Origin of the sequence: Paraburkholderia sp., from assembly GCF_049581445.1 — a bacterium.
GTDB lineage: Bacteria > Pseudomonadota > Gammaproteobacteria > Burkholderiales > Burkholderiaceae > Paraburkholderia.
This window is the reverse complement of record NZ_JBAURZ010000391.1, coordinates 13,811-32,512: the sequence shown is the minus strand read 5'-3', so window position 1 is coordinate 32,512 and position 18,702 is coordinate 13,811. Positions and strand designations below refer to the sequence as shown.

The following is an 18,702-nucleotide window of genomic DNA, read 5'->3' as shown; positions in this document are numbered from 1 at the left end:
TTGGTCCCCTTTAAACACTTCGTTATGGCGGCGGCTCGCACCCACCCGACAGATCACTTCTTCGGCTGCACGAGCGCTTTCAGTTCCTCGACATGCTCCGCAAAACGCTTCGTGACAACAGCGATACTGTCGGTTTGCGTCCGGTACGCGGCATCCGCAAGCTCCTGCATGTCCACAAACGCCTTTTGCAGTGCCTTCTGAACCCCTTCTCCTGTTGCAGCAGGAGATTCACTGCCAGGAGTCCTCAAGCGGGCAACAAGCGATTGCAGTTCGGTCATCGTCGAGCGCACGATATCCACCTGCTTCTGGCCAAGCTGCTGTACGCCAGCAAGCGCAGTCATATTTGCCTCGGCGAGCGCTTCAATGTCCTTGCGGCGCGATTCGAGGATAGCGGCGATGTCGACGCCCGGTAACTTGAACTGCGTGATGAGCTTCGTATATTCGCCAAAGATATTGCCAGGTTGGGTTGCTGCCATGATGACTCCGTCAAGGTAATTACAAAAAGACTGGTTTCGTTGTTCGACGACGATACCGTTCAGGTTTCCGAAACATAGGTCCCGGGTGCTTTCACTCCGGCAGGATGCCGTTTGCTGCCGAGCGCCGCTGGTGCTGCACGCTTTTCGCCCGAACGGGCGACCAGCCACTCTCTCCAGTTATTCCACCACGAGTCCGCTTCAGCCTTTGCGCCGGCAAGCCACGCATCGGCGTTGGCCGGCAATTCGGCGTTGAGATAGAACTTCGCCTTCGGATTGCCGGGCGGATTGATCAGGCTCTGGATATGGCCGCTCGAACTCAGGACGAAACGGGTATTGCCGCCAAACTTCGTGGCGGTGTCGTACACCCCCTTCCACGGCGTAATGTGATCCGTCATGCCTGCCACCACGTACTGGTCGCATTTGACCTGGGACAGGTCGATCGGCGTGCCCAGCACTGTCAGTGCGCCAGGCTTGCTGAACAGGTTTTGCGTGAAAATGTCGAGCAATTGACCATGCAACTTCGCCGGGATCCGAGTCGTATCGTTGTTCCAGTAAAGGACGTCAAAAGCAGGCGGAACATTGCCCATCAAGTAGTTGTTGACCCAGTAGTTCCACACCAGATCGTTGGGCCTCATCCAGGCAAAGACGCGTCCCATCTCCTCGCCCGACAGAACCCCGCGTGAAATGCTGTGCTGCTTGGCCGCCGCAATGGCCTCGGGCGTTGCAAAGAGGCCGAGTTGCGAGTCGGCGATATTGTCGAGTACGGCGACCATCAGCGTGGTGGCATTGACCGTCGTATCGCCCCGGCTCGCAAGATGTCCAAGCAAGGCCGAGATGGTCATCGCACCCGAGCAGGCGCCATGCAGGTTGACGTCGTCGCACCCGGTGATCTCGCGCACCGCCGCGATGGCTTCCACAAGCGCGCGGACGTACGTGTCCAGATCCCAGTGGCTTTGCGCCGCGGTCGGATTGCGCCAACTGACCACAAAGACCTGAAGCTCGTTCTTGACCAGATAGTCGACGATGCTCTTGCCCTCGGAGAGATCGAAGATGTAGAACTTGTTGATCTGCGGCGGCACGATCAGTTGCGGCCTTCCATAGACTTCCTTCGTCGTCGGCGCGTACTGGATCAGCTCAAGCACTTCGTTACGAAACACGACCGCGCCTGCAGACGTACCGAGGTTCTTGCCCACCTCGAAAGCCGTCTTGTTGACCTGTGCGGGCATGCCGTGATTCTTGAGCAGGTCCGTCACGATGTTGTTGCAGCCGTCCACGAGGCTCGCACCGCCCGTATCAACGACCTTCTTGAGCGCCGCCGGATTGCCCAGCAGCGTGTTCGTCGGGGACGCCGCGTCCGTAATGAGCGACATCACAAACCGCGCACGTTCCTTGTTCGCGGGATCAAGCGCAGAGCGGTCAACGAAACCCGCAAGGGCATTGCGCCACGCGAGGTAGCCTTGCAGCGTCACGCGATACAGCGAGTTGTTCTGCCATGCGGCGTCGGAGAAGCGTTTGTCGCCCTTTGCCGGCGTGGATTCCGCGTTACCCGAGAAAAGCCCGAGAATCGCCCGAGCGAAAGCCATTTCCTGCTCCACGACCAACGCGGGTTGCTTCAATGCCTGAGCGCCGATCTGCTGCGCGGTGGCGACGATATCGCACGGGCGCAGGCCGACAAAAGGATTGGGGCCCAGCATTCCCTCAGCAGCCGACGCCGCGAGATCATCGGGCGTTTCGTTTTGCTGCGAGCTTTGTTTTGGGCTTTCAGTGGTTACCGCCATTTTGCTGCTCCTTCTGGAATTTCTTCCGCTTCGCCAAACGTCGTGGATCACGTGACCAGCAGCGCGAGGGTTTCCGCAACCAGTGCGGGCTTGTCCTCGCCATCGATCTGCAACTCGTTCATTACCTTGATGAGGATGCGGCCGCCGTCCTTCTTCTCCGCCGACAGAAGCGTCACACGGCTACGCACACGCGCACCTGCCTTGACCGGCGTCATGAAGCGCACCTTGTCCAGACCGTAGTTGAGGCCCGCCGCAGCGTCCGTGGGCACGATGCCGAGCTCGATCGAGAGGCCTCCCAGCAACGACAGGGTCAAATAGCCGTGCGCAATCGTGCCGCCGAACGGACTCTCGCGTTTGGCCCGCTCCTCGTCCACGTGAATCCATTGCCTGTCGCCGGTACACTCGGCGAACGCATTGATACGCGACTGATCGACCACCACCCAGTTCGACACGCCCAGTTCGCGGCCCACGAAATCGCCGATGTTGGCAACGCTGTAATTTTCCAAACTCATCGCTTGCACTCCAGGAAATTTGCTTGCCGATCAGGCGAACTGCTCGCGCAGCCACTTTTTGTTGGTCTTGCCGACGCTCGTCTTTGCGATCGCATCGACGAACCTCACAATCTGGGGCACCGCGTATTTAGATATCCTTCCGGATGTGCTGAACGACAGGACATGCTGCTTGATGTCGTCCTCCGTGACTGCCGCCCCTTCCTTGAGTACGACCAACGCCACCGGCCGCTCTCCCCACTTATCGTCCTTGATGCCGACGACGGCCACTTCGGACACGCCGTCGTATCGTGAAATCAGGTTTTCCACTTCGAGCGATGAAACCCACTCGCCACCGGACTTGATCACGTCCTTGAGACGGTCGGTGATCTGGATGTTGCCGGTCGAGTCGATACAGGCGATGTCCTGCGTATGGAGATAACCACCCGCCCACAACTGCCGGGAAGCCTCGGGATTGTTCAGATAGCCCTGTGTGAGCCACGGTGCGCGTGCAATGATCTCGCCGGTGGCTTTGTCGTCGTGGGCGAGTTCTGCCATGCTGTCGTCGACGACACGCAACTCCACGAGAGGAATCGGCCGGCCGGTCTTGCAGCGCAGGCGAAGCTGTTCGTCGGCGTCGAGCTTTTCGGCGCCGGGTGGGAGTTGCGCGAGACTCAGCACGGGGCAGGTTTCCGACATCCCGTAACCCACGAACACGTCGATGCCCCGGTCCAGCGCTGCTTTGGCAAGGCCCTGCGGCAACGCGCCGCCGCCGATGATGATCTTCCACTTGCTCATGTCCGTCGCCTTGCCTTCCTCGCACGTGAGCAGCATGTGCAGGATCGTGCCGACGCAATGCGAGAACGTAACGCCCTCTTCGCGGACGAGCCGCGCGAGCCGGTCCGGCACATAACGTCCGGGATAGACCTGCTTCACACCCAGAACCGTGGCGATATACGGCATGCCCCATGCGTGGACGTGAAACATCGGGGTAAGCGGCATATACACGTCGCCGCGATGGAAGCGCTGTCCCGAGACAGGACTTCCCAGTGCCGCCATCAGGGTGATGGTGTGCAGAACCAGCTGCCGATGCGTGAAGTAGACGCCCTTGGGGAGACCGGTCGTGCCAGTGGTATAAAACGTCGTTGCACGCGTGTTCTCGTCGAAATCGGGGAACACGTAGCTCGTGTTCCTTGCCGCCAGCATCGCCTCGTATTCAGTCGCGAAGGAAATGCTGTGTGCAGAAGCTTCACCGCCGGGCTCGTCAATCCAGATGAAGGTACGCACCGTTTCCAGCTTGTCCTTGATCGCTTCGACGACCGGCAGAAAATCCGTGTGGACCAGCAGAACTTCAGCACCAGCGTGATTGATCGTGTAGGCGATTTCGTCCGGCGACAGACGCACGTTCACGGTCTGCAACACAGCGCCCATCATCGGCACCGCGAAATAGCACTCGAGATAGCGATGGCTGTCCCAATCCATTACCGCAACCGTGCTGCCGTGGCGCACGCCAAGTTGGCTCAAGCCGTTGGCGAGGCGCGCGATACGCTCGCGCAACGTGGCGTAGGTCATCCGGAACTGGTCCCGGTAGACGATCTCCTCGTCCTGCGCCTGAACGAACGGTGTGAGTAACAGTTGCTTGATCAGCAACGGATAGGCGTAGGCGGTGGACTCTGGCGTCTTGACTGCGTCCTGCATCGATATCTCCTCTGGTTCCAAAATGGATTGCACACGAATGCTGATCTTTTTGTTTTTCTTGCCCTGCTGCGATAACGCATTGACACCATCATCCAAGTGTCAGGACTCTGGAACCACCCCCTGAATGGGGGAGTGCCGTGAACCCAGTTGGGGGAGACAGGCGGGTGACCATCATGTTTGCGCACGTATACAATGAAAGGATCCTCTCGATCATCGCCCGAGCCCTCTAATGGATTAGAGACGTTCTGCAAGGCGCTCTGGTACGGACGCGTCGGAAGCGGCACGGAACCCCGACCTCCGTAGAGTTTTCAGCACTTGCGTACATTGCGGCTTCAAAATGGCATTCATGACCGACACGTCCGAAGATATGCGGACAAACCAGTGGTTTTGCTCTTTGCCTGCGGCCGAGCAGGAGGCGCTTGTCCAGCGCAGCGAAATGTTGACGCTGCGCCCTGGCGAATACCTTTTCCACCGCGGCGATACGCCGTGCGGCTTCTATGGGATCAAGCAAGGCAGACTCAAGGCCTTCACACTTCGCGAAGACGGCAAGGAGGCGATCCTGGCCGTCATCGAACCCGGCAACTGGTTTGGACAGACCTCCATGACCGGTCGTCAGCCACGCCCGCGTGATGTCGTCGCAATCGAGCAATCGACCGTCTTCGTGGTCAGGACACCCGCCTTTGAAGAGCTGATGCAGAGCCAGGCGTTCCTTCGGGCAATTGCCGAGTTGCAGTCCATCCATATGAATTGGCTCTATCGCATGGTCGAAGATGCCACCCTCCACTCGACGCGCGCACGCGTTGCCCGGCGCTTGCTGCTGCTCGCGTCGGGCGACGTGACAAGCTGGCCGGAAAGTCGCCAGAACGTCAGCGTTTCCCAGGACACACTGGCAATGATGCTCGGCATCACGCGCCAGACGTTGTCACTGGAACTCAAGGCATTGGCCGAAAAAGGAGCGATCGCACTGCGGTATGGCCGGATCGAAATATGTTCGAAGGACATCCTCACCTCCTTTCAGGATTCCCAGTGATCGCTCCCAGCGGCGCTCTGTCGAGCGCCTGGTCGTCCCGCTTTTGGTCCCTCATTACGCCTAGAAACTATGCCGCACACCAGCCATGATGCCGAGTTGCGTCGTGGTGTAGGACGAGCTCAGGGCGTTGATACCCTGGAACTGGGCGCCAACCATTCCGCCGCGGTACAGCGAGTAATCGGCTTCCAGATAGGTGTCCGTGCGTTTCGACCAGTTATAGTCCGCGAGCAACTGGAACTGCGTTGCGTTCCCGTCGGCTGCCTGGGTTTTCCCGGTCTGAATCGTGCGCCACACATTCGCAGAAAGGTGAGTCGCGTCACCTATCAGTTGCGTAAGCCCACCATAAAACATTTGCCGGGCACTGAACGTATTGAACTTAAGCGCGGTCAATTCCGGCTCGCTGAATGGACCGTTAGGGAAATTGCCAACAAACCCGGCATCCTGTCTGTTCACGACCCAGCCGGCGGTGACCGTCGTATCGCCCAACGAATATGACCCGCCAGCAGTCCAGGATTTGAGGTGCGCGGAAGCGTTCACGGCATCGCGCGAGTCCAGGTACGCGGCAGCCAGACGCAGTGGTACGCTGGGCACAAAGACAACCGACGCCCCAAGCTGACTTCCCGCACCAAATGCACCTGCATTGCCACCAAACGCATAGGACACCTCAGTCGTCAGGTATTGCCATCGCGCCGCGTATTTGACCATGTTGCTGGTCCATACGCCCTGAGCCATCATGACTTCCGGCCGAAACTGGTAGAAAGTCGGAAGCCACGCATTAGTAATGAAGGCGCCCAGAACTGCGTCAGCAAGTGGGTTGATCTGACGCCCCATTGTCAACTTTCCGTAACTGCTCGACTGCACGCCAACATAAGACGTATTGAAGAACGGATAAGCCGGGTCGGTTGCCCCGGAGTTCGGGAAGAAACGATTCTCGAGTTCGAAGACGACCTTCGTTCCGCCACCAATGTCTTCCACGCCCTTGAATCCCCAAAAGCTCTCGCTTGCGCCGCTGATGAGCTGGACTTGCGAATCGCCTTGTGGATTCGCATGTGTCGTGTAGCGAACTCCTGTATCGACGACGCCGAACAGCGTGACCGACGACTGCGCCGCCGCTGAGACGGAGTACAGCGCCGAAGTAGACACGATGGCGGCCAATAGGCCAGCCCTGCGCCGATGCCGCTCTTTTCCGGACAACCTCCCTACCTTCCTCATGAATCTACTCCAATATTTTGATTATGTCGTACTACGAAATATGTTAGCCACATCTGCAGTTCAACTATTGCCGGCTGCGTACGAGTGCCTGATATCTTGTTGCGTGGCTCGATGGGCCGAAACGATCTGACCAACTAGCCGACCCGGCGAAAATCTCATCCTTCGACCGCACTGGCTCCGGTCAATGCGTTGTGCCCACAACCACACGTTGCCCGGAAAGATCGAGCACAACTGCCAGATAATTTACATTCCGCCCCGCGAACGCATCGACTACCGCGGCACGCCTTATTCCATCGCGTTGACGAGGCGGGAGGGATAACCCTGGGAACGCGGCAAAGCAGATCGCCCACGTCGGCAGACAACATGTCAATCCCGCCCGTGTTGAAGACCGGCACCCCCATGCACTGTTGCTTGCTGTGCTTCGGCGGATTGATATGGGTCGTCGCCATCGTCTCGGTAAGGCCATACCCTTCCACGTACGGGATGCCGCAACGCGCCTCTATCTGCTGCGCGACAGCCTGCGGCATCGCGGCACCACCGCCGCTCAGGTATGCAATAGAACTCAGGTCGAACCTGTCGACGTCCGCGAGATTCAAACGTGCGAGCGCTATTAGGCGCGCTGCTCTTTCCGATGCTTGATCTGGCGGATCGTACTGGGCAGGCGACATACATCCGCATGATCGCCAACTTGCAGTTGAACAACCGCGCGTTCTTGCGGGAGGCGCTGGAAAACAAGTGGAATCTGGGTTATCAGCGCTGCAATGCCCTGCTCCCGAACCTGCTTTCCCCGATTGAGCCGGCGATAGTCGATCACCGGTTGTCGCTCGTCGGCATCTACGGCAATGCCGCACTGGCAGCGTGGGAAGCCAGTCGGGACAATGGCGATTCGGGGGGGCTCTGGTCGCCGCAATACGCCGTGTCCAGCCTGATGGACACCTTCGAAAGCATACTCACCGCAGCGCCATCGGAGGAAACGCGATCCCTGCTGGCGGCATCTGCTGGTGAGTGCTAGTCGCCCGGTCAACGGACCGGACATCGCATTGGCACACCTTGCGCCTGGCGGAGAAAGCGCAAAGCACTGCGGGTAATTGACCTTGCTAGAGGGCCTAAACGATGAGCGTACGCACGACGCTCACCGCCAGGGCTCCTCCGCAAGCTCACCCTGTGAAACGGGCGCCATGCATTACAACGACGCCGTCAGGTAGGGATTGTCCTTCCCCGGTTCAAACGGCTTTGCCTTGATTTCCATTCGGGCAATGTTCTGCAAGTGAACCTCGTCCGGGCCGTCTGCGAACCGTAACGCCCGCCCCCACGTCCAGCTATCGGCCAACGGCGTGTCGGGACTGAGCCCCATCGCGCCAAACACCTGTATCGCCCGCTCGCAAACGGCGGTATGAACACCCGGCACGAGCGCCTTGATCATCGAGATCTCCTTGCGCGCCTCCTTCGCCCCCACGTTGTCGATCATCCATGCGGCTTTGAGGACAAACAGCCTTGCTTGATCGATTTCGATTCTGGACTTCGCAATCCACTCGCCAACCGTGCCCTGTTCATGCAGCCTCTTTCCGAATGCCGTGCGTGCCTGGGCCCGTTCCACCATCAATTCGAGCGCAAGTTCCGCTGCGCCGATTGAACGCATGCAGTGGTGAATCCGTCCCGGTCCAAGGCGCGCCTGCGCGAGCGCGAAGCCGCTGCCCTCTTCGCCGAGGAGATTCGACCGGGGGACGCGTACGCCTTCGAATTCGATCTCGCAGTGTCCTTCCGGTGCCAGGTGATTGACCACCGTGATATTGCGGATCATCCTGACGCCAGGTGTATCGCGGGGCACGAGAATCATGCTCTGCTGACGGTGGCTCGGCGCATCAGGATCCGTTTTGCCCATCACAATGAAGAACGTGCAATTCGGGTGCGCGGCATTTGTGATGAACCACTTCCGGCCGTCGATGACATAGTCATCTCCGTCACGACGAAACGACGTCATGATATTGGTCGCGTCCGAGGAGGCTACTGCCGGCTCCGTCATCGCAAACGCGGAGCGGATCTTGCCGTCTAGAAGAGGCTTGAGCCATCGTTCGCGCTGATCTGGCGTGGCAAACATATGGAGCAGTTCCATATTGCCGGTGTCCGGCGCATTGCAGTTGAACACCTCCGATGCCCATGGCACCCGCCCCATGATTTCAGCCAGGGGGGCATACTCGAGATTGGTTAGGCGCGTACCGGGCTCGCCATCGCGCAGATGTGGGAGAAACAGATTCCACAAACCCTCTTCACGGGCCTGCTCCTTCAGGGTCTCCATAAAGGAAACCGGATATTGACCCGCACTCACTTCCTCGTGCCATTGCCGGATGCGCGGAACGATGTGAGCGTCCATGAATGCACGCACCTGTGTGCGCAGTGCTTCGACTTTCGGGCTATATGCAAAGTCCATTTTTTACTCTTCCATAAATCTGATTAATGTTGCCGACTTATCGGCCAGCAGCGTGCCTCGACCGACTGACTAGATCGTCAGTCCGCCGTCGACGACGATGCACTCTCCATTGGTATAGCTCGCAGCGTCGGACACCAGATAAAGCACGGTACCCGCCATCTCCCGAGGTTCCGCGTGACGCCGCAGTGGGATGCGCGACATCCAGCTTTCGTAGGTGGCCTGATCTTCGAACAGTGCCCCCGCAAATCGGGTTTTGGTCAATCCCGGGAGCAGCGCATTGACTCGAATCCCCAACGGCCCGCACTCCTTCGCGAATGCCTTTGTCATGTTGACAACCGCGGCTTTGGTAATTGAATAAATTCCCTGCCTGTCGCCAGGTTGCAATGCATTGACCGAAGCCGTGTTGACGATCGCACCGCCGCCTCGCTCCCGCATCAACTTGCCCGCCTCGACGGACATAAAGAAGTAACCGCGCAGGTTGACTTCAACCGTCTTGTCGAACGACAACAGATCGGTGTCGAGAATATGACCGAAATACGGATTTGCCGCCGCGTTGTTGACGAGGATGTCCAGACGGCCATGCCGCGCACGAATATGCTGGAAGATCGCGAGAATGTCCTCGACACGCCCGACATGGCACGGGTACGCTTCAGCGCTCCCGCCCGCTTCCCTGATCTCGCGCGCCACAGATTCGCAATCTTCCAGCTTTCGGCTCGACACAATTACATGGGCACCCTGTTGCGCGAGTAGTTTGGCGATCTCCTCACCGATACCTCGGCTGGCGCCCGTAACCAGAGCAATCTTTCCATCAAGATCAAATAAATTAGTAGTCACAATCGTCTCCAAGATGTCTACGTTCCAGTTTCTTTCTGTCTTCAGATCAGCTCAATGCCCATCTTCGCCAGCACCCCGGCCATCTCCCCCACCTGTCGCGCCTTTTCATTGGACGCATTGCCACTCAAGGCCCGCTGTTTCACGCCCTGTGCGATAGCCGCGAGCCGGAAGAAGCTAAACGCCAGGTAGAAGTTCCAGTTCTCAACCGACGAAATTCCCCGTAGCTCGCAATATCGCTCGACAATCGACGTCTCGTCCGGCACACCCAAAGCCCGCCGATTCAAGCCCTCGAGTCCGGCGATATGACCGTCGGGCGGGAGCCGCAAACACATGCAGAAGTACGCAATATCAGCCAGTGGATTGCCTAGCGTGGATAGCTCCCAGTCGAGAACAGCGCGAACCTGCGGTGCATCGCGCACGAAAATGAGGTTGTCGATCCGGAAATCGCCATGCACGAGCGAAGGCTTTCCGGCTTCCGTTGGACAGTGGGCAGGCAGCCACTCGATCAGCGACTCCATCGCCTCCAGACTATCGGTCTGCGCGGCGCGATATTGCCGGGTCCAGACGTCGATTTGACGCGCGAAATAGTTGCCTGGGCGACCGTAGTCCGACAATCCGACTTCGTCAATATCCACGTCGTGGAGAGCCGCCATTGTGGCGAGCAGTGCGTAGTAGATCGAGCCGCGCTCGTCGACGGGCACTTCGGGCAGCGCCGGATTCCAGAAAATTCGGCCGTCTTCGTAGCTCATGACGTAAAACAGGCTACCGATGACGTCGCGGTCCTCGCAAAGGTGCCAGGCGCGGGCGACAGGCACCTGTGTTCGTCCCAGCGCAGCTATTACGCGAAACTCACGATCCACGGCATGGGCGGCCTTGAGCAGCGTGCCGGGAGGTTGGCGCCTTAGCACATAGCGACCGCTTTGCGCCTTCAAAAGAAACGTTGGATTGGATTGTCCGCCAGGAAACTTCTCGACGGACAACGGCCCTTGAAATCCGGGTACGTGCGCCGTCAGATAACGGGCGAGATCTTCGGTGTCGAACTGAAAGCTGTGGTTCATGTAACAGGAATCCCGATTGAGGTCAGCCGTAGGTGACAAATTCATGCCGCTCGGCGCGTTCGAGATGAGGCACCGAATTAAAACTGACTAGCGACATCGCGCCGTCGTTGAAGACATATTGGCAAACGCTGCTGTTCCGAATCTGCATGTTCAGTGCAATCGCGGTCGCATCAGGCGCCTGCAGAACCTGTTGCGCAGTGACCGCAATCGGACCACCCGAACTCACCACCAGAACGCGCCTGCCGCCACCCCGCTGGATGTCGATACGTGCGCGCGCCACACGCGCCTGGAATTGCTGCCATGTCTCTGGAACGCGGCCTGGCAAGCGGTCATCGGCCCAAAGCTGCAGCACGTGCCGGAGCCCTTTGTAGAAATCCTTCTTTGAACTTCCGGCAGACAGAACCGAAGGCAACTCCCCTTCGCCGAGTGCCGCGAACAACGCGTGGAAATCGTATTCGTTCAAACCCGCGTCATGCGCGATCTCGACTTGCGGGCCATCCATTGCGGCGAGAATGGCATCGGCCGTTTGCTGATGCCGCTGCATCGTGCCAATGACAACCCGATCGAAGCGCAATTGCGCCTGCGCGAAGTACTCACCGAGCCAACGTGATTGGGTATAACCGGAAGGTGATAGCTCGTCGTAGTTTTCAGCGCCGAAGGACGCCTGACCATGCCGTACAAGATAGAGTTCTGCCATGCCGTCCTCGCTGCAACATAGCTAGCAGAATACCCAGCTCGACGTCATTCAGGAAATTGATTGTTGTGATAGTCGGCTATAGATTTTCGTGACACCAGGCACCTATGCCCCCTATGTATGGCCCGTAAGTCCGGCTACGGGTTCATTTCCCGCATGAGGCGGCCAACCTGCTCGCGCAGCCAACGATGCGCCGGGTCCTCTGTCACGCTTCGATGCCAGTAGCAATGAGACTCGAGATCCGGAAGATCGAACGGCAGCGCGAGGATGCGTGCGTCATACCGCTGAAGAAGCATCAGTGGGGCCGTGAGGACGAGATCGGTGCGCATTGCGATCAACGGGGCGACCAGATAGTGTTGGACCCGCGTCTGAATCGATCGCCTGTGGCCCAGCTTGTTCAGTTCCGCGTCGACGAGACCCGGACCCTGGGGGCGACTTGATACATGAATATGGCCAAAACTGAGGTAGTCATCGATAGTCAGCTTCTTCCTGGCAAACGGATGATGGTGACGCAGCATGCATGCATACCGGTCGCGACCCAGCGGCTCCTGCTCGAGGTTCGGATCGTCGATCAGTGGTGCGTCGATTGCAAGATTGATCGCACTAGTGGCTAGCGCTTCCGGGACCTCTTTGCGCGTGGTGAAGTAGCTTTCGATACGAATGCCAGGCGCCAGTCGCTGCAGCACTTCCTCCAGTGCGGGCAGAAGGAGCGCCTCCGTGAGGTCGGTCATGCTGAGTCGAAACGTGCGCTCGGAGGTCGCGGGGTCGAAGCGTCCTCCGACGTGAGTACTCGAGTCAAGCAACTGGAGCGCCTCACGAACCTGGCCAATGATGTTTTCCGAAACGGGAGTCGGCACCATGCCGGCCGACGTACTGACAAAAAGCTGGTCGTCGAATGCTTTGCGCATCCGCGCCAACGCATTACTGACAGCAGGCTGAGTGATGAACAGCAGCTCCGCTGCACGCGTCAGGTTTCGCGTTCTGTAGACGGCTTCGAAAACAACGAAGAGATTCAGATCGACCTTTGACAGTCCCATTATCAGATTCCCCGATGCCATTTGAACTGCATGTCCTGCTCCTCATGTTCACACACACGCATCGACGCCGCAAAGATGGCTAAAGCCGCGGTAAATGATGAGGCGCGAGAATCTCCGGCCCAACCGAAGCGATCGGCACCACTGCGAGCAACCGAAGGGGACCGCCGACATCCTGAAGATACTCTTTGCCGACATCGGTCAGCGCCAATGTTTTTCCACATCTGTCCAGCAATGGCACGCCAGGCAACTGCTCGACGCTGGCAACCCGCTTGGCGACAGCACTTCCGGTCACGCACAGCTCGTCGGCCGCTCGTTCGAGTGTGCCATACCGCGCCGCCGCCTCGAAGGCCAGAAGCCCATCGCTTTGGCGTATGCTTTGCTACGAGCGAAGCCGCAGGCCGGCCAGAACACACATTAACGAATCAACCCGCTTTCGTTCGACCTGTACTGCGGCTTGCGAGCCTTCCCAGAAATCATCCCGTCAGCGAGACAAAGACATCATGATCAGATTTTATTTCCATCCGACGCCCAACCCCGCCAAGGTCGCGCTGTTCCTGGAAGAAGCGGGCTTGCCGTACGAGGTCGTGCCGGTCGATACAAGCAAGGGCGAGCAACATACCCCGGAATTTCGCGCCATCAATCCAAACGGCAAGGTGCCAGCGATCGTCGATACGGATGGACCCGGCGGCACCGAAGCACGAGTATTCGACTCGACCGCCATCCTGCTGTATCTGGCGGACAAAAACGGTCGGTTCGTCGGTGAACCCGAAGATCGGCCCGAATTGCTGTCATGGCTCATGTTCATTGCCAGCGGCGTAGGCCCCTTCTCCGGGCAAGCCGTGCACTTTCAGTACGCGGCTCCGGAGGGGCTTGATTACGCGGTGAATCGCTACCTACGCGAGGTCGAACGGCATTACCGGGTACTGGATCGTCATTTGTCGGGGCGCACCTATCTGGTTGGGGCTGATTACACGATCGCGGACATTTCGGCGTGGGGTTGGCTCGACCGAGCCGCGAGGGTCCTCAAAGGAAAGGAAGTTCCGCTCGCTGCTTTTCCCAATCTAAAAAACTGGTTCGAGCGTATCGATTCGCGGCCGGCTGTTGCACGAGCGCGTGCAGTCGGTCAGGACCACGCATTCAAGAAAGTGAACGACGAGGAGACCAGGCGCGCGCTGTTCCCCTCGAATTATCCAGAGATACTCAGCTGAAATACGCCGTCATAGCGGACGGCGTGGACGTAGGGCCGGCATACGGAAACGAAGCCGACCAGGAATCTTGCGGACAACCGTGTGCACAGCATCGGCGCTACAAGGAGATATCTTCCAACTCTCCATGCGTCAATCGGCTTGCGGCTAATGATCCAGAGTCGTCGGATGCGTGTCATGGTCGCCGGGGCAGGCAAAAATTTCCGGATCGGAAACGTCGGTACTGCCATGGCAGTTTGGCATAGGGTCTTTCGCCTGGGTTATACCCGGAAACATTATCCACGACCCTTCAGGACGTGCTAAAAAGAGTCGATATCCCGGAAGCGCGACTGAAAGTCCGGTCCGGAGATTGGAGAATCCCACGCGGTCGGTCGCACGGAATTCCGAGGTGAAAGTATGGAAAAAAAAATGCTCGTCGCGGTAGCCGCCGCGCTGATGTCTTCTGTGGGCGCGCTGCATCCCGAATCCGCCCATGCCGATGACGCTGCAGCCTCGGCCTACGAAGACTCGACCGTCGACGCATCTCTCGATCCCGGCGAGGAACGCATCTCCGCCAACGCCGACAATCAGGCGCACCTGAAAGACCTGCGCTACGCGTATTTCATCGGCTATAACGCGCGCGCCAGGGAAGACTCGAAATCCTATACGACCTTGGCTGACGAGGTGAAGCATCCGCAGAAGCAGCTTGCCGCGCAAGCCATGCCCGCATCGCCGAAGCCGGTTGCCGAACGGGTTGCGCCGCCAAGGCGAGTCGTAGCGCAAGCCGCGCCGCTAAGGCAAGTATCCGCGCCGGTCACGCCGGCGAAGCAAGTATCCGCGCCGGCCACATCGCCGAAGCGGGTTGCTGCAGCGCGCGCCACGGCGTCCAGGCAGATCGTCGTACAGGCCGAACCTGGGCCGCTGAAGCACGTTCCCGCGCAAGTCGCGCCAGCGCCGCAGAAGCATGTTTACGCGCAAGTCGAGTCTGTGGCGCCCAGGCGGGTCTCTACGCCGCTCGCGTCGTTGAAGCAGGCTTCGGTGCAGATCGCGCCGCCTAAGCGGGCTGAAGTGCAAGCTGCGGCTCTGAAGCAGGTTTCTACGCGGACTACGCCGCCGAAGCTGTTCGCCGTCGAGTCCGAGCCGCCGATACTGATTCCAACGCAGGCCGTGACAGCATTGCCGGAAGCAAAATCGGACAATGACGACGACACGCAGGTGACGCGGAGTCGCGATTCGCAGAACGCTCAGCGGGCGGTGCCGCAGTACCGGCAGGCCAGTGAGGACTCACAAAACGCCGCGGAGCAAGGAACTCAAGCGGCGCGGAATCGGCAATCCCGGCAATATCAGAATCAGCAGCCCCAGCAATACGTGGGGGCACCGGCCTATAGCCAGACGCCAACAGAGCCTCAGGAGTCAGGTGGGTACTCCGGGCGGGAATACGCGCCGCCGCCCCCGCCGCCTCGAACCGTTCAGGCTAATAACGAGTACGCGCCCGCTCAGTACCAACCGGCTTACGCGCAGTCCACCTACGTACCTCGGCCGCCCGCTCAGGCCGCGGCCCAGCAGGTCGTCATAGTGGCCCGGCCGCCCTCCTATCCCGCATATAACGAGATGTACACGCCGCCTGAACTGCGGCGGCAGTACCCCGCCGGCTACGGCAATTCGGCGCAGCCAGCCGGGTATCAGGGATGGGAGTAGGCGCATTCAATCGCATGCGCCGCCGGGTAGGCTCACTCACGCGTGCAATGGGCCGCTACAAGAGAAGTGGCGCGCGAGGAGATCGGATTCAATTTTCCGCAGGAAACCGACTTCAGTTTTATCAAGCGCCGTTCTTTACATGCTTTGAAATAAATGATCAACTACATCCAGTTGATCGGACGAGGTTGTACATCAGTGTCGTGCGAATGCGAAAACATCCGTTTATGCCGAACGCCGATCGCTTGTCGTGCATGCATGATCTATCTTGAGTCGCGTGACTGGCTCGCCCTTGCGGGCCGAAGTATCCCAGAAGAGTCCAGGCCTTCTGCTGGACATTCATAAATTCCGCCACCATAGAGTCTGACCATGAAATCGATCCCAGCAAAATTGATCTCCGTAGCTGCCATGTCCGCTGCACTTGTGCTCGGCACTCAAGCGATGAACGTTTTCGCACAATCATCCGCGCCAAGCGCTCACGCGGGCCGCGTGGCGGCTCGCAAGGCCAATCATCAGTTGGAGCACAACGTTGAGAAAGCTCTCGAGAACGCGAAGATTGATGTCGCCGATATTCGCGTTGTCGCGAAGCACGGTGACGTAGGCCTCGACGGAGAAGTGACCAACGCAAGCGACATCGAAACGGCCGCCACAGTTGCTGGCAAGGTGCCCGGTGTGAATTCCGTGAAGAACTATCTCACAGTCTATGAGGAAGGGGCCCATTAAGAGGGTTTGTCTGGGCGAGCCGCCGATCGTTGAGAAAACGGTCGTTCCGGCGCGCGATGGCGTTCGATGTTGTTTCACGGCCGACTGTCAGTTGCGGTGATCTGCCGTGTCCGACAGGGCGTTGTCGTTAGCGTTGGGGCCTTGGGGCAATTGCAAGGCTAACGACACGCTTACGGCCGATGAACGAGCGTTCGCCTTCGACAATCGGCACCACGTCCTTATGCCGAGAATGACCACAAATGCGATGAGCCGTCGGCACCTGCTGACGCTGATCGGCAGGAACCTCGGCGCGGCCGCCATGATGCAAGGCATGGGCACGTTGGGGTTCGCCGCTACCTCGACCTACGCCGGGCCGATCAGACTCGAGGGTGCGCCCAAAGGAACGCGAATTCTCGTGCTCGGCGCGGGCATGGCTGGCCTCGTCGCAGCCCTTGAGCTGAGGAATGCGGGCTACCACGTCCAGGTGCTCGAGTACAACAATCGCGCGGGTGGTCGGGCCTGGACGGTCAGGGGCGGTGATCGTTATACAGAACTCGGCGGTGCCACCCAGTATTGCGATTTCGCTGACGGGCTTTATCTGAACCCAGGACCGTGGCGCATTCCGTATCACCACCAGGGCGTACTCGACTATGCAAAACGCCTGAAGGTGCCGCTCGAGCCGTTCATCCAGGTCAATTACAACGCATACCTGCATTCGACGGAAGCTTTCGGTGGCAAGCCGCAACGATTCCGCGAGGTGCAGACCGACTATCAAGGCTATATCGCCGAGCTGCTTTCCAAAGCAATCCGCAAGGACGCACTCGATGACGAGTTGTCAGTCGACGATGCGCATCTGCTACTCGAATCCCTGCGCCAATGGGGTGCGCTTGGTCGGGATGGTCGCTATCAGGCGGACGGACGAAGCAGTGCGCGCCGTGGATTCGCGACCGCGCACGGCGGTGGGCTGATGCCCGCGGCCGTGCCGTCGGATCTGCTCCCGCGTGACCCCTTGCTTGCCTCGCGTTTGTGGCAATGGCTCTCGTCTGGAAATGAGCAGGACTTCCAGAGCACCATTTTCCAGCCCGTCGGCGGGATGGACAGGATCGCCCATGCGCTTTATTCGCAGGTCGCGAGCGACGTCGTATTCAACGCCAGAGTCACGGCCATCTCGCAGGACGAGCAAGGCGTCACCGTGCGCTATACCGATACGACCAGCGGGACGGAACGGAACGCGCACGCCGATTGGCTGGTGTGCACCATCCCGCTCTCGATTCTGAGTCAGATCGACATGGCGGTCGGGCCGGCCATGCGCGCCGCGATCGACGCGGTGTCCTACCAGACGTCGGTTAAAGTCGGGTTGCAATTCGGCCGGCGATTCTGGGAAGAAGACGAGCAGATCTACGGCGGCATCACGCAAACTGACCTGCCGATCTCGACAATCGGCTATCCGGCATCGGGTTACGGATCGACCGGTCCTGCAGTGCTGCTCGGCGCCTACATGTGGGGGCCCGCCAGCTATGAGATGGGCGCGCTGCCCCCTGCGGAACGGATCGCGGTGGCGTTGAGCCAGGGCAGCCAGATTCATCCGCAGTACGCGAGCGAGTACCAGAATGGCTTCGCGATGAGCTGGAGCCGATCTCCGTTCACGAACGGCTGCTTCGCCGCATGGACAGATGCGTTGAGAAAAGCCCATTACGCGAATCTTTGTCAGATCGACGGACGGATCGTCCTTGCCGGAGAGCACGCTTCCCATATCCCGGCATGGCAGGAAGGCGCCGTGCTGTCGTCACTGGATGCGATCACCCGGTTGCATCGGAGAATCGTCAATGGATAGGCCGGTGCTGATCGTCAGCGTCATGCTGATGGCCTTGCTGATGGGAGCCGCGACGGCGTCAGTTCAGGCCCTGGCACAGGACGCACCACGCACCTTCACGATCTCGCCGGGCTACCGTTTCACTGAAAAAAGCGGCGAAGCGCTTTACAACGCTACCTGCGCGGGATGCCATATGCCGGATGGAAAAGGCGCACAGGGCGCGGGTCACTACCCGGCGCTAGCTGACGACCCGGCAGTTGAAGCAGCACCCTACGTCATCGTCAATGTACTGCACGGCCGAAAGGGGATGCCATCGTTTGGCGACGCGATGAATGACGATCAGGTCGCCGCTGTCGTCAACTACACGAGAACCCATTTTGGCAATCGATTTGCCGAAAGTGTCACGCCGAGCCAGGTTAGAGCTTTGCGCTGAATAAAACGGACCTTCGCCCGTAAAGAACTTTTGCTCATTTTGACAACCTGTGTATCCTTGCAGCCAGTTCACAACGACAACCATTCAGGAGGTTCGTGTATGAAAGCGCTCTGCGAAACGATGTTGAAAGAAACCACCAATA

Annotated in this window: 18 protein-coding genes and 1 pseudogene; 7 read left to right on the top strand and 12 right to left on the bottom strand. The window is 59.1% G+C overall.

Annotation, left to right across the window (positions count from 1 at the left end):
- Positions 1-53: 53 nt before the first annotated feature.
- Genes WCA85_RS33785 through WCA85_RS33770 form a run of 4 tightly spaced genes read right to left on the bottom strand, consistent with a single transcriptional unit; the run spans position 54 to position 4,440 of the window.
- Positions 54-476 carry a phasin family protein gene (locus WCA85_RS33785; protein ID WP_424069876.1) on the bottom strand — a complete coding sequence of 141 codons (423 nt, stop codon included), beginning with the start codon at positions 474-476 and terminating at the stop codon, positions 54-56.
- A 59-nt stretch (positions 477-535) separates the two neighbouring features.
- Complete coding sequence (locus WCA85_RS33780; protein ID WP_424069875.1) at positions 536-2,254, bottom strand: alpha/beta fold hydrolase; 1,719 nt, start codon at positions 2,252-2,254, stop codon at positions 536-538.
- Positions 2,255-2,301: 47 nt separating this feature from the next.
- Entirely contained in the window at positions 2,302-2,766 is a 465-nt protein-coding gene (locus WCA85_RS33775) for a MaoC family dehydratase (RefSeq protein WP_424069874.1), read from the bottom strand.
- A gap of 30 nt (positions 2,767-2,796) precedes the next feature.
- Positions 2,797-4,440, bottom strand: a complete 1,644-nt coding sequence (locus WCA85_RS33770; RefSeq protein ID WP_424069872.1) for a fatty acid--CoA ligase — start codon at positions 4,438-4,440, stop codon at positions 2,797-2,799.
- Between the two features lie 337 nt (positions 4,441-4,777).
- Here WCA85_RS33770 and WCA85_RS33765 point away from each other — a divergent pair, with 337 nt between their 5' ends.
- On the top strand, positions 4,778-5,470 hold the full coding sequence (locus tag WCA85_RS33765; protein WP_424069870.1) for a Crp/Fnr family transcriptional regulator: 693 nt from the start codon (positions 4,778-4,780) through the stop codon (positions 5,468-5,470).
- Positions 5,471-5,530: 60 nt separating this feature from the next.
- Here WCA85_RS33765 and WCA85_RS33760 read toward each other — a convergent pair whose 3' ends face one another.
- Entirely contained in the window at positions 5,531-6,682 is a 1,152-nt protein-coding gene (locus WCA85_RS33760) for a porin (protein ID WP_424069868.1), read from the bottom strand.
- A 155-nt stretch (positions 6,683-6,837) separates the two neighbouring features.
- A complete protein-coding gene (locus WCA85_RS33755; protein WP_424069866.1) occupies positions 6,838-7,350 on the bottom strand; it encodes an AMP-binding protein in 513 nt (170 codons plus the stop codon).
- Between the two features lie 8 nt (positions 7,351-7,358).
- Between WCA85_RS33755 and WCA85_RS33750 the strand changes: the two genes are divergently transcribed.
- A complete protein-coding gene (locus tag WCA85_RS33750; protein ID WP_424069864.1) occupies positions 7,359-7,694 on the top strand; it encodes a hypothetical protein in 336 nt (111 codons plus the stop codon).
- Positions 7,695-7,865: 171 nt separating this feature from the next.
- Here WCA85_RS33750 and WCA85_RS33745 read toward each other — a convergent pair whose 3' ends face one another.
- The 6 genes and pseudogenes from WCA85_RS33745 to WCA85_RS33720 all read right to left on the bottom strand — a co-directional run.
- Positions 7,866-9,110 (bottom strand): acyl-CoA dehydrogenase family protein, encoded by a 1,245-nt coding sequence (locus WCA85_RS33745; protein WP_424069862.1) that lies wholly within the window; start codon positions 9,108-9,110, stop codon positions 7,866-7,868.
- Positions 9,111-9,179: 69 nt separating this feature from the next.
- Positions 9,180-9,944: an SDR family oxidoreductase gene (locus WCA85_RS33740; RefSeq protein WP_424069860.1), complete on the bottom strand. Its 765-nt coding sequence runs from the start codon at positions 9,942-9,944 to the stop codon at positions 9,180-9,182.
- Between the two features lie 41 nt (positions 9,945-9,985).
- On the bottom strand, positions 9,986-11,002 hold the full coding sequence (locus WCA85_RS33735) for a phosphotransferase (RefSeq protein ID WP_424069858.1): 1,017 nt from the start codon (positions 11,000-11,002) through the stop codon (positions 9,986-9,988).
- A gap of 22 nt (positions 11,003-11,024) precedes the next feature.
- On the bottom strand, positions 11,025-11,699 hold the full coding sequence (locus tag WCA85_RS33730; protein WP_424069856.1) for a histidine phosphatase family protein: 675 nt from the start codon (positions 11,697-11,699) through the stop codon (positions 11,025-11,027).
- A 134-nt stretch (positions 11,700-11,833) separates the two neighbouring features.
- On the bottom strand, positions 11,834-12,733 hold the full coding sequence (locus tag WCA85_RS33725) for a LysR family transcriptional regulator (protein WP_424069854.1): 900 nt from the start codon (positions 12,731-12,733) through the stop codon (positions 11,834-11,836).
- A 130-nt stretch (positions 12,734-12,863) separates the two neighbouring features.
- Positions 12,864-13,106: pseudogene (locus tag WCA85_RS33720) on the bottom strand (LysR family transcriptional regulator); the annotation flags it as partial.
- A gap of 127 nt (positions 13,107-13,233) precedes the next feature.
- Between WCA85_RS33720 and WCA85_RS33715 the strand changes: the two are divergent.
- The 5 genes from WCA85_RS33715 to WCA85_RS33695 all read left to right on the top strand — a co-directional run bounded on the left by WCA85_RS33715 (position 13,234) and on the right by WCA85_RS33695 (position 18,560).
- A complete protein-coding gene (locus WCA85_RS33715; protein ID WP_424069851.1) occupies positions 13,234-13,941 on the top strand; it encodes a glutathione S-transferase family protein in 708 nt (235 codons plus the stop codon).
- Positions 13,942-14,334: 393 nt separating this feature from the next.
- A complete protein-coding gene (locus WCA85_RS33710) occupies positions 14,335-15,615 on the top strand; it encodes a hypothetical protein (protein ID WP_424069849.1) in 1,281 nt (426 codons plus the stop codon).
- A gap of 405 nt (positions 15,616-16,020) precedes the next feature.
- The gene (locus tag WCA85_RS33705) at positions 16,021-16,335 is read left to right on the top strand and encodes a BON domain-containing protein (protein WP_424069847.1); all 315 of its coding nucleotides are present in this window, start codon (positions 16,021-16,023) and stop codon (positions 16,333-16,335) included.
- A 244-nt stretch (positions 16,336-16,579) separates the two neighbouring features.
- Positions 16,580-18,148: a flavin monoamine oxidase family protein gene (locus WCA85_RS33700; RefSeq protein ID WP_424069845.1), complete on the top strand. Its 1,569-nt coding sequence runs from the start codon at positions 16,580-16,582 to the stop codon at positions 18,146-18,148.
- Positions 18,141-18,560, top strand: a complete 420-nt coding sequence (locus WCA85_RS33695) for a c-type cytochrome (protein ID WP_424069843.1) — start codon at positions 18,141-18,143, stop codon at positions 18,558-18,560. Before WCA85_RS33700 ends, WCA85_RS33695 begins: the two co-directional genes overlap by 8 nt.
- The last annotated feature ends 142 nt before the right edge of the window (positions 18,561-18,702 follow it).

Bases quoted from the DNA above. Each gene is read 5' to 3' on its own strand.
- WCA85_RS33785 (WP_424069876.1), bottom strand. From the start codon at position 476: ATGGCAGCAACCCAACCTGGCAATATCTTTGGCGAATATACGAAGCTC.
- WCA85_RS33780 (WP_424069875.1), bottom strand. From the start codon at position 2,254: ATGGCGGTAACCACTGAAAGCCCAAAACAAAGCTCGCAGCAAAACGAA.
- WCA85_RS33775 (WP_424069874.1), bottom strand. From the start codon at position 2,766: ATGAGTTTGGAAAATTACAGCGTTGCCAACATCGGCGATTTCGTGGGC.
- WCA85_RS33770 (WP_424069872.1), bottom strand. From the start codon at position 4,440: ATGCAGGACGCAGTCAAGACGCCAGAGTCCACCGCCTACGCCTATCCG.
- WCA85_RS33765 (WP_424069870.1), top strand. From the start codon at position 4,778: ATGGCATTCATGACCGACACGTCCGAAGATATGCGGACAAACCAGTGG.
- WCA85_RS33760 (WP_424069868.1), bottom strand. From the start codon at position 6,682: ATGAGGAAGGTAGGGAGGTTGTCCGGAAAAGAGCGGCATCGGCGCAGG.
- WCA85_RS33755 (WP_424069866.1), bottom strand. From the start codon at position 7,350: ATGTCGCCTGCCCAGTACGATCCGCCAGATCAAGCATCGGAAAGAGCA.
- WCA85_RS33750 (WP_424069864.1), top strand. From the start codon at position 7,359: ATGATCGCCAACTTGCAGTTGAACAACCGCGCGTTCTTGCGGGAGGCG.
- WCA85_RS33745 (WP_424069862.1), bottom strand. From the start codon at position 9,110: ATGGACTTTGCATATAGCCCGAAAGTCGAAGCACTGCGCACACAGGTG.
- WCA85_RS33735 (WP_424069858.1), bottom strand. From the start codon at position 11,002: ATGAACCACAGCTTTCAGTTCGACACCGAAGATCTCGCCCGTTATCTG.
- WCA85_RS33730 (WP_424069856.1), bottom strand. From the start codon at position 11,699: ATGGCAGAACTCTATCTTGTACGGCATGGTCAGGCGTCCTTCGGCGCT.
- WCA85_RS33725 (WP_424069854.1), bottom strand. From the start codon at position 12,733: ATGGGACTGTCAAAGGTCGATCTGAATCTCTTCGTTGTTTTCGAAGCC.
- WCA85_RS33715 (WP_424069851.1), top strand. From the start codon at position 13,234: ATGATCAGATTTTATTTCCATCCGACGCCCAACCCCGCCAAGGTCGCG.
- WCA85_RS33710 (WP_424069849.1), top strand. From the start codon at position 14,335: ATGGAAAAAAAAATGCTCGTCGCGGTAGCCGCCGCGCTGATGTCTTCT.
- WCA85_RS33705 (WP_424069847.1), top strand. From the start codon at position 16,021: ATGTCCGCTGCACTTGTGCTCGGCACTCAAGCGATGAACGTTTTCGCA.
- WCA85_RS33700 (WP_424069845.1), top strand. From the start codon at position 16,580: ATGAGCCGTCGGCACCTGCTGACGCTGATCGGCAGGAACCTCGGCGCG.
- WCA85_RS33695 (WP_424069843.1), top strand. From the start codon at position 18,141: ATGGATAGGCCGGTGCTGATCGTCAGCGTCATGCTGATGGCCTTGCTG.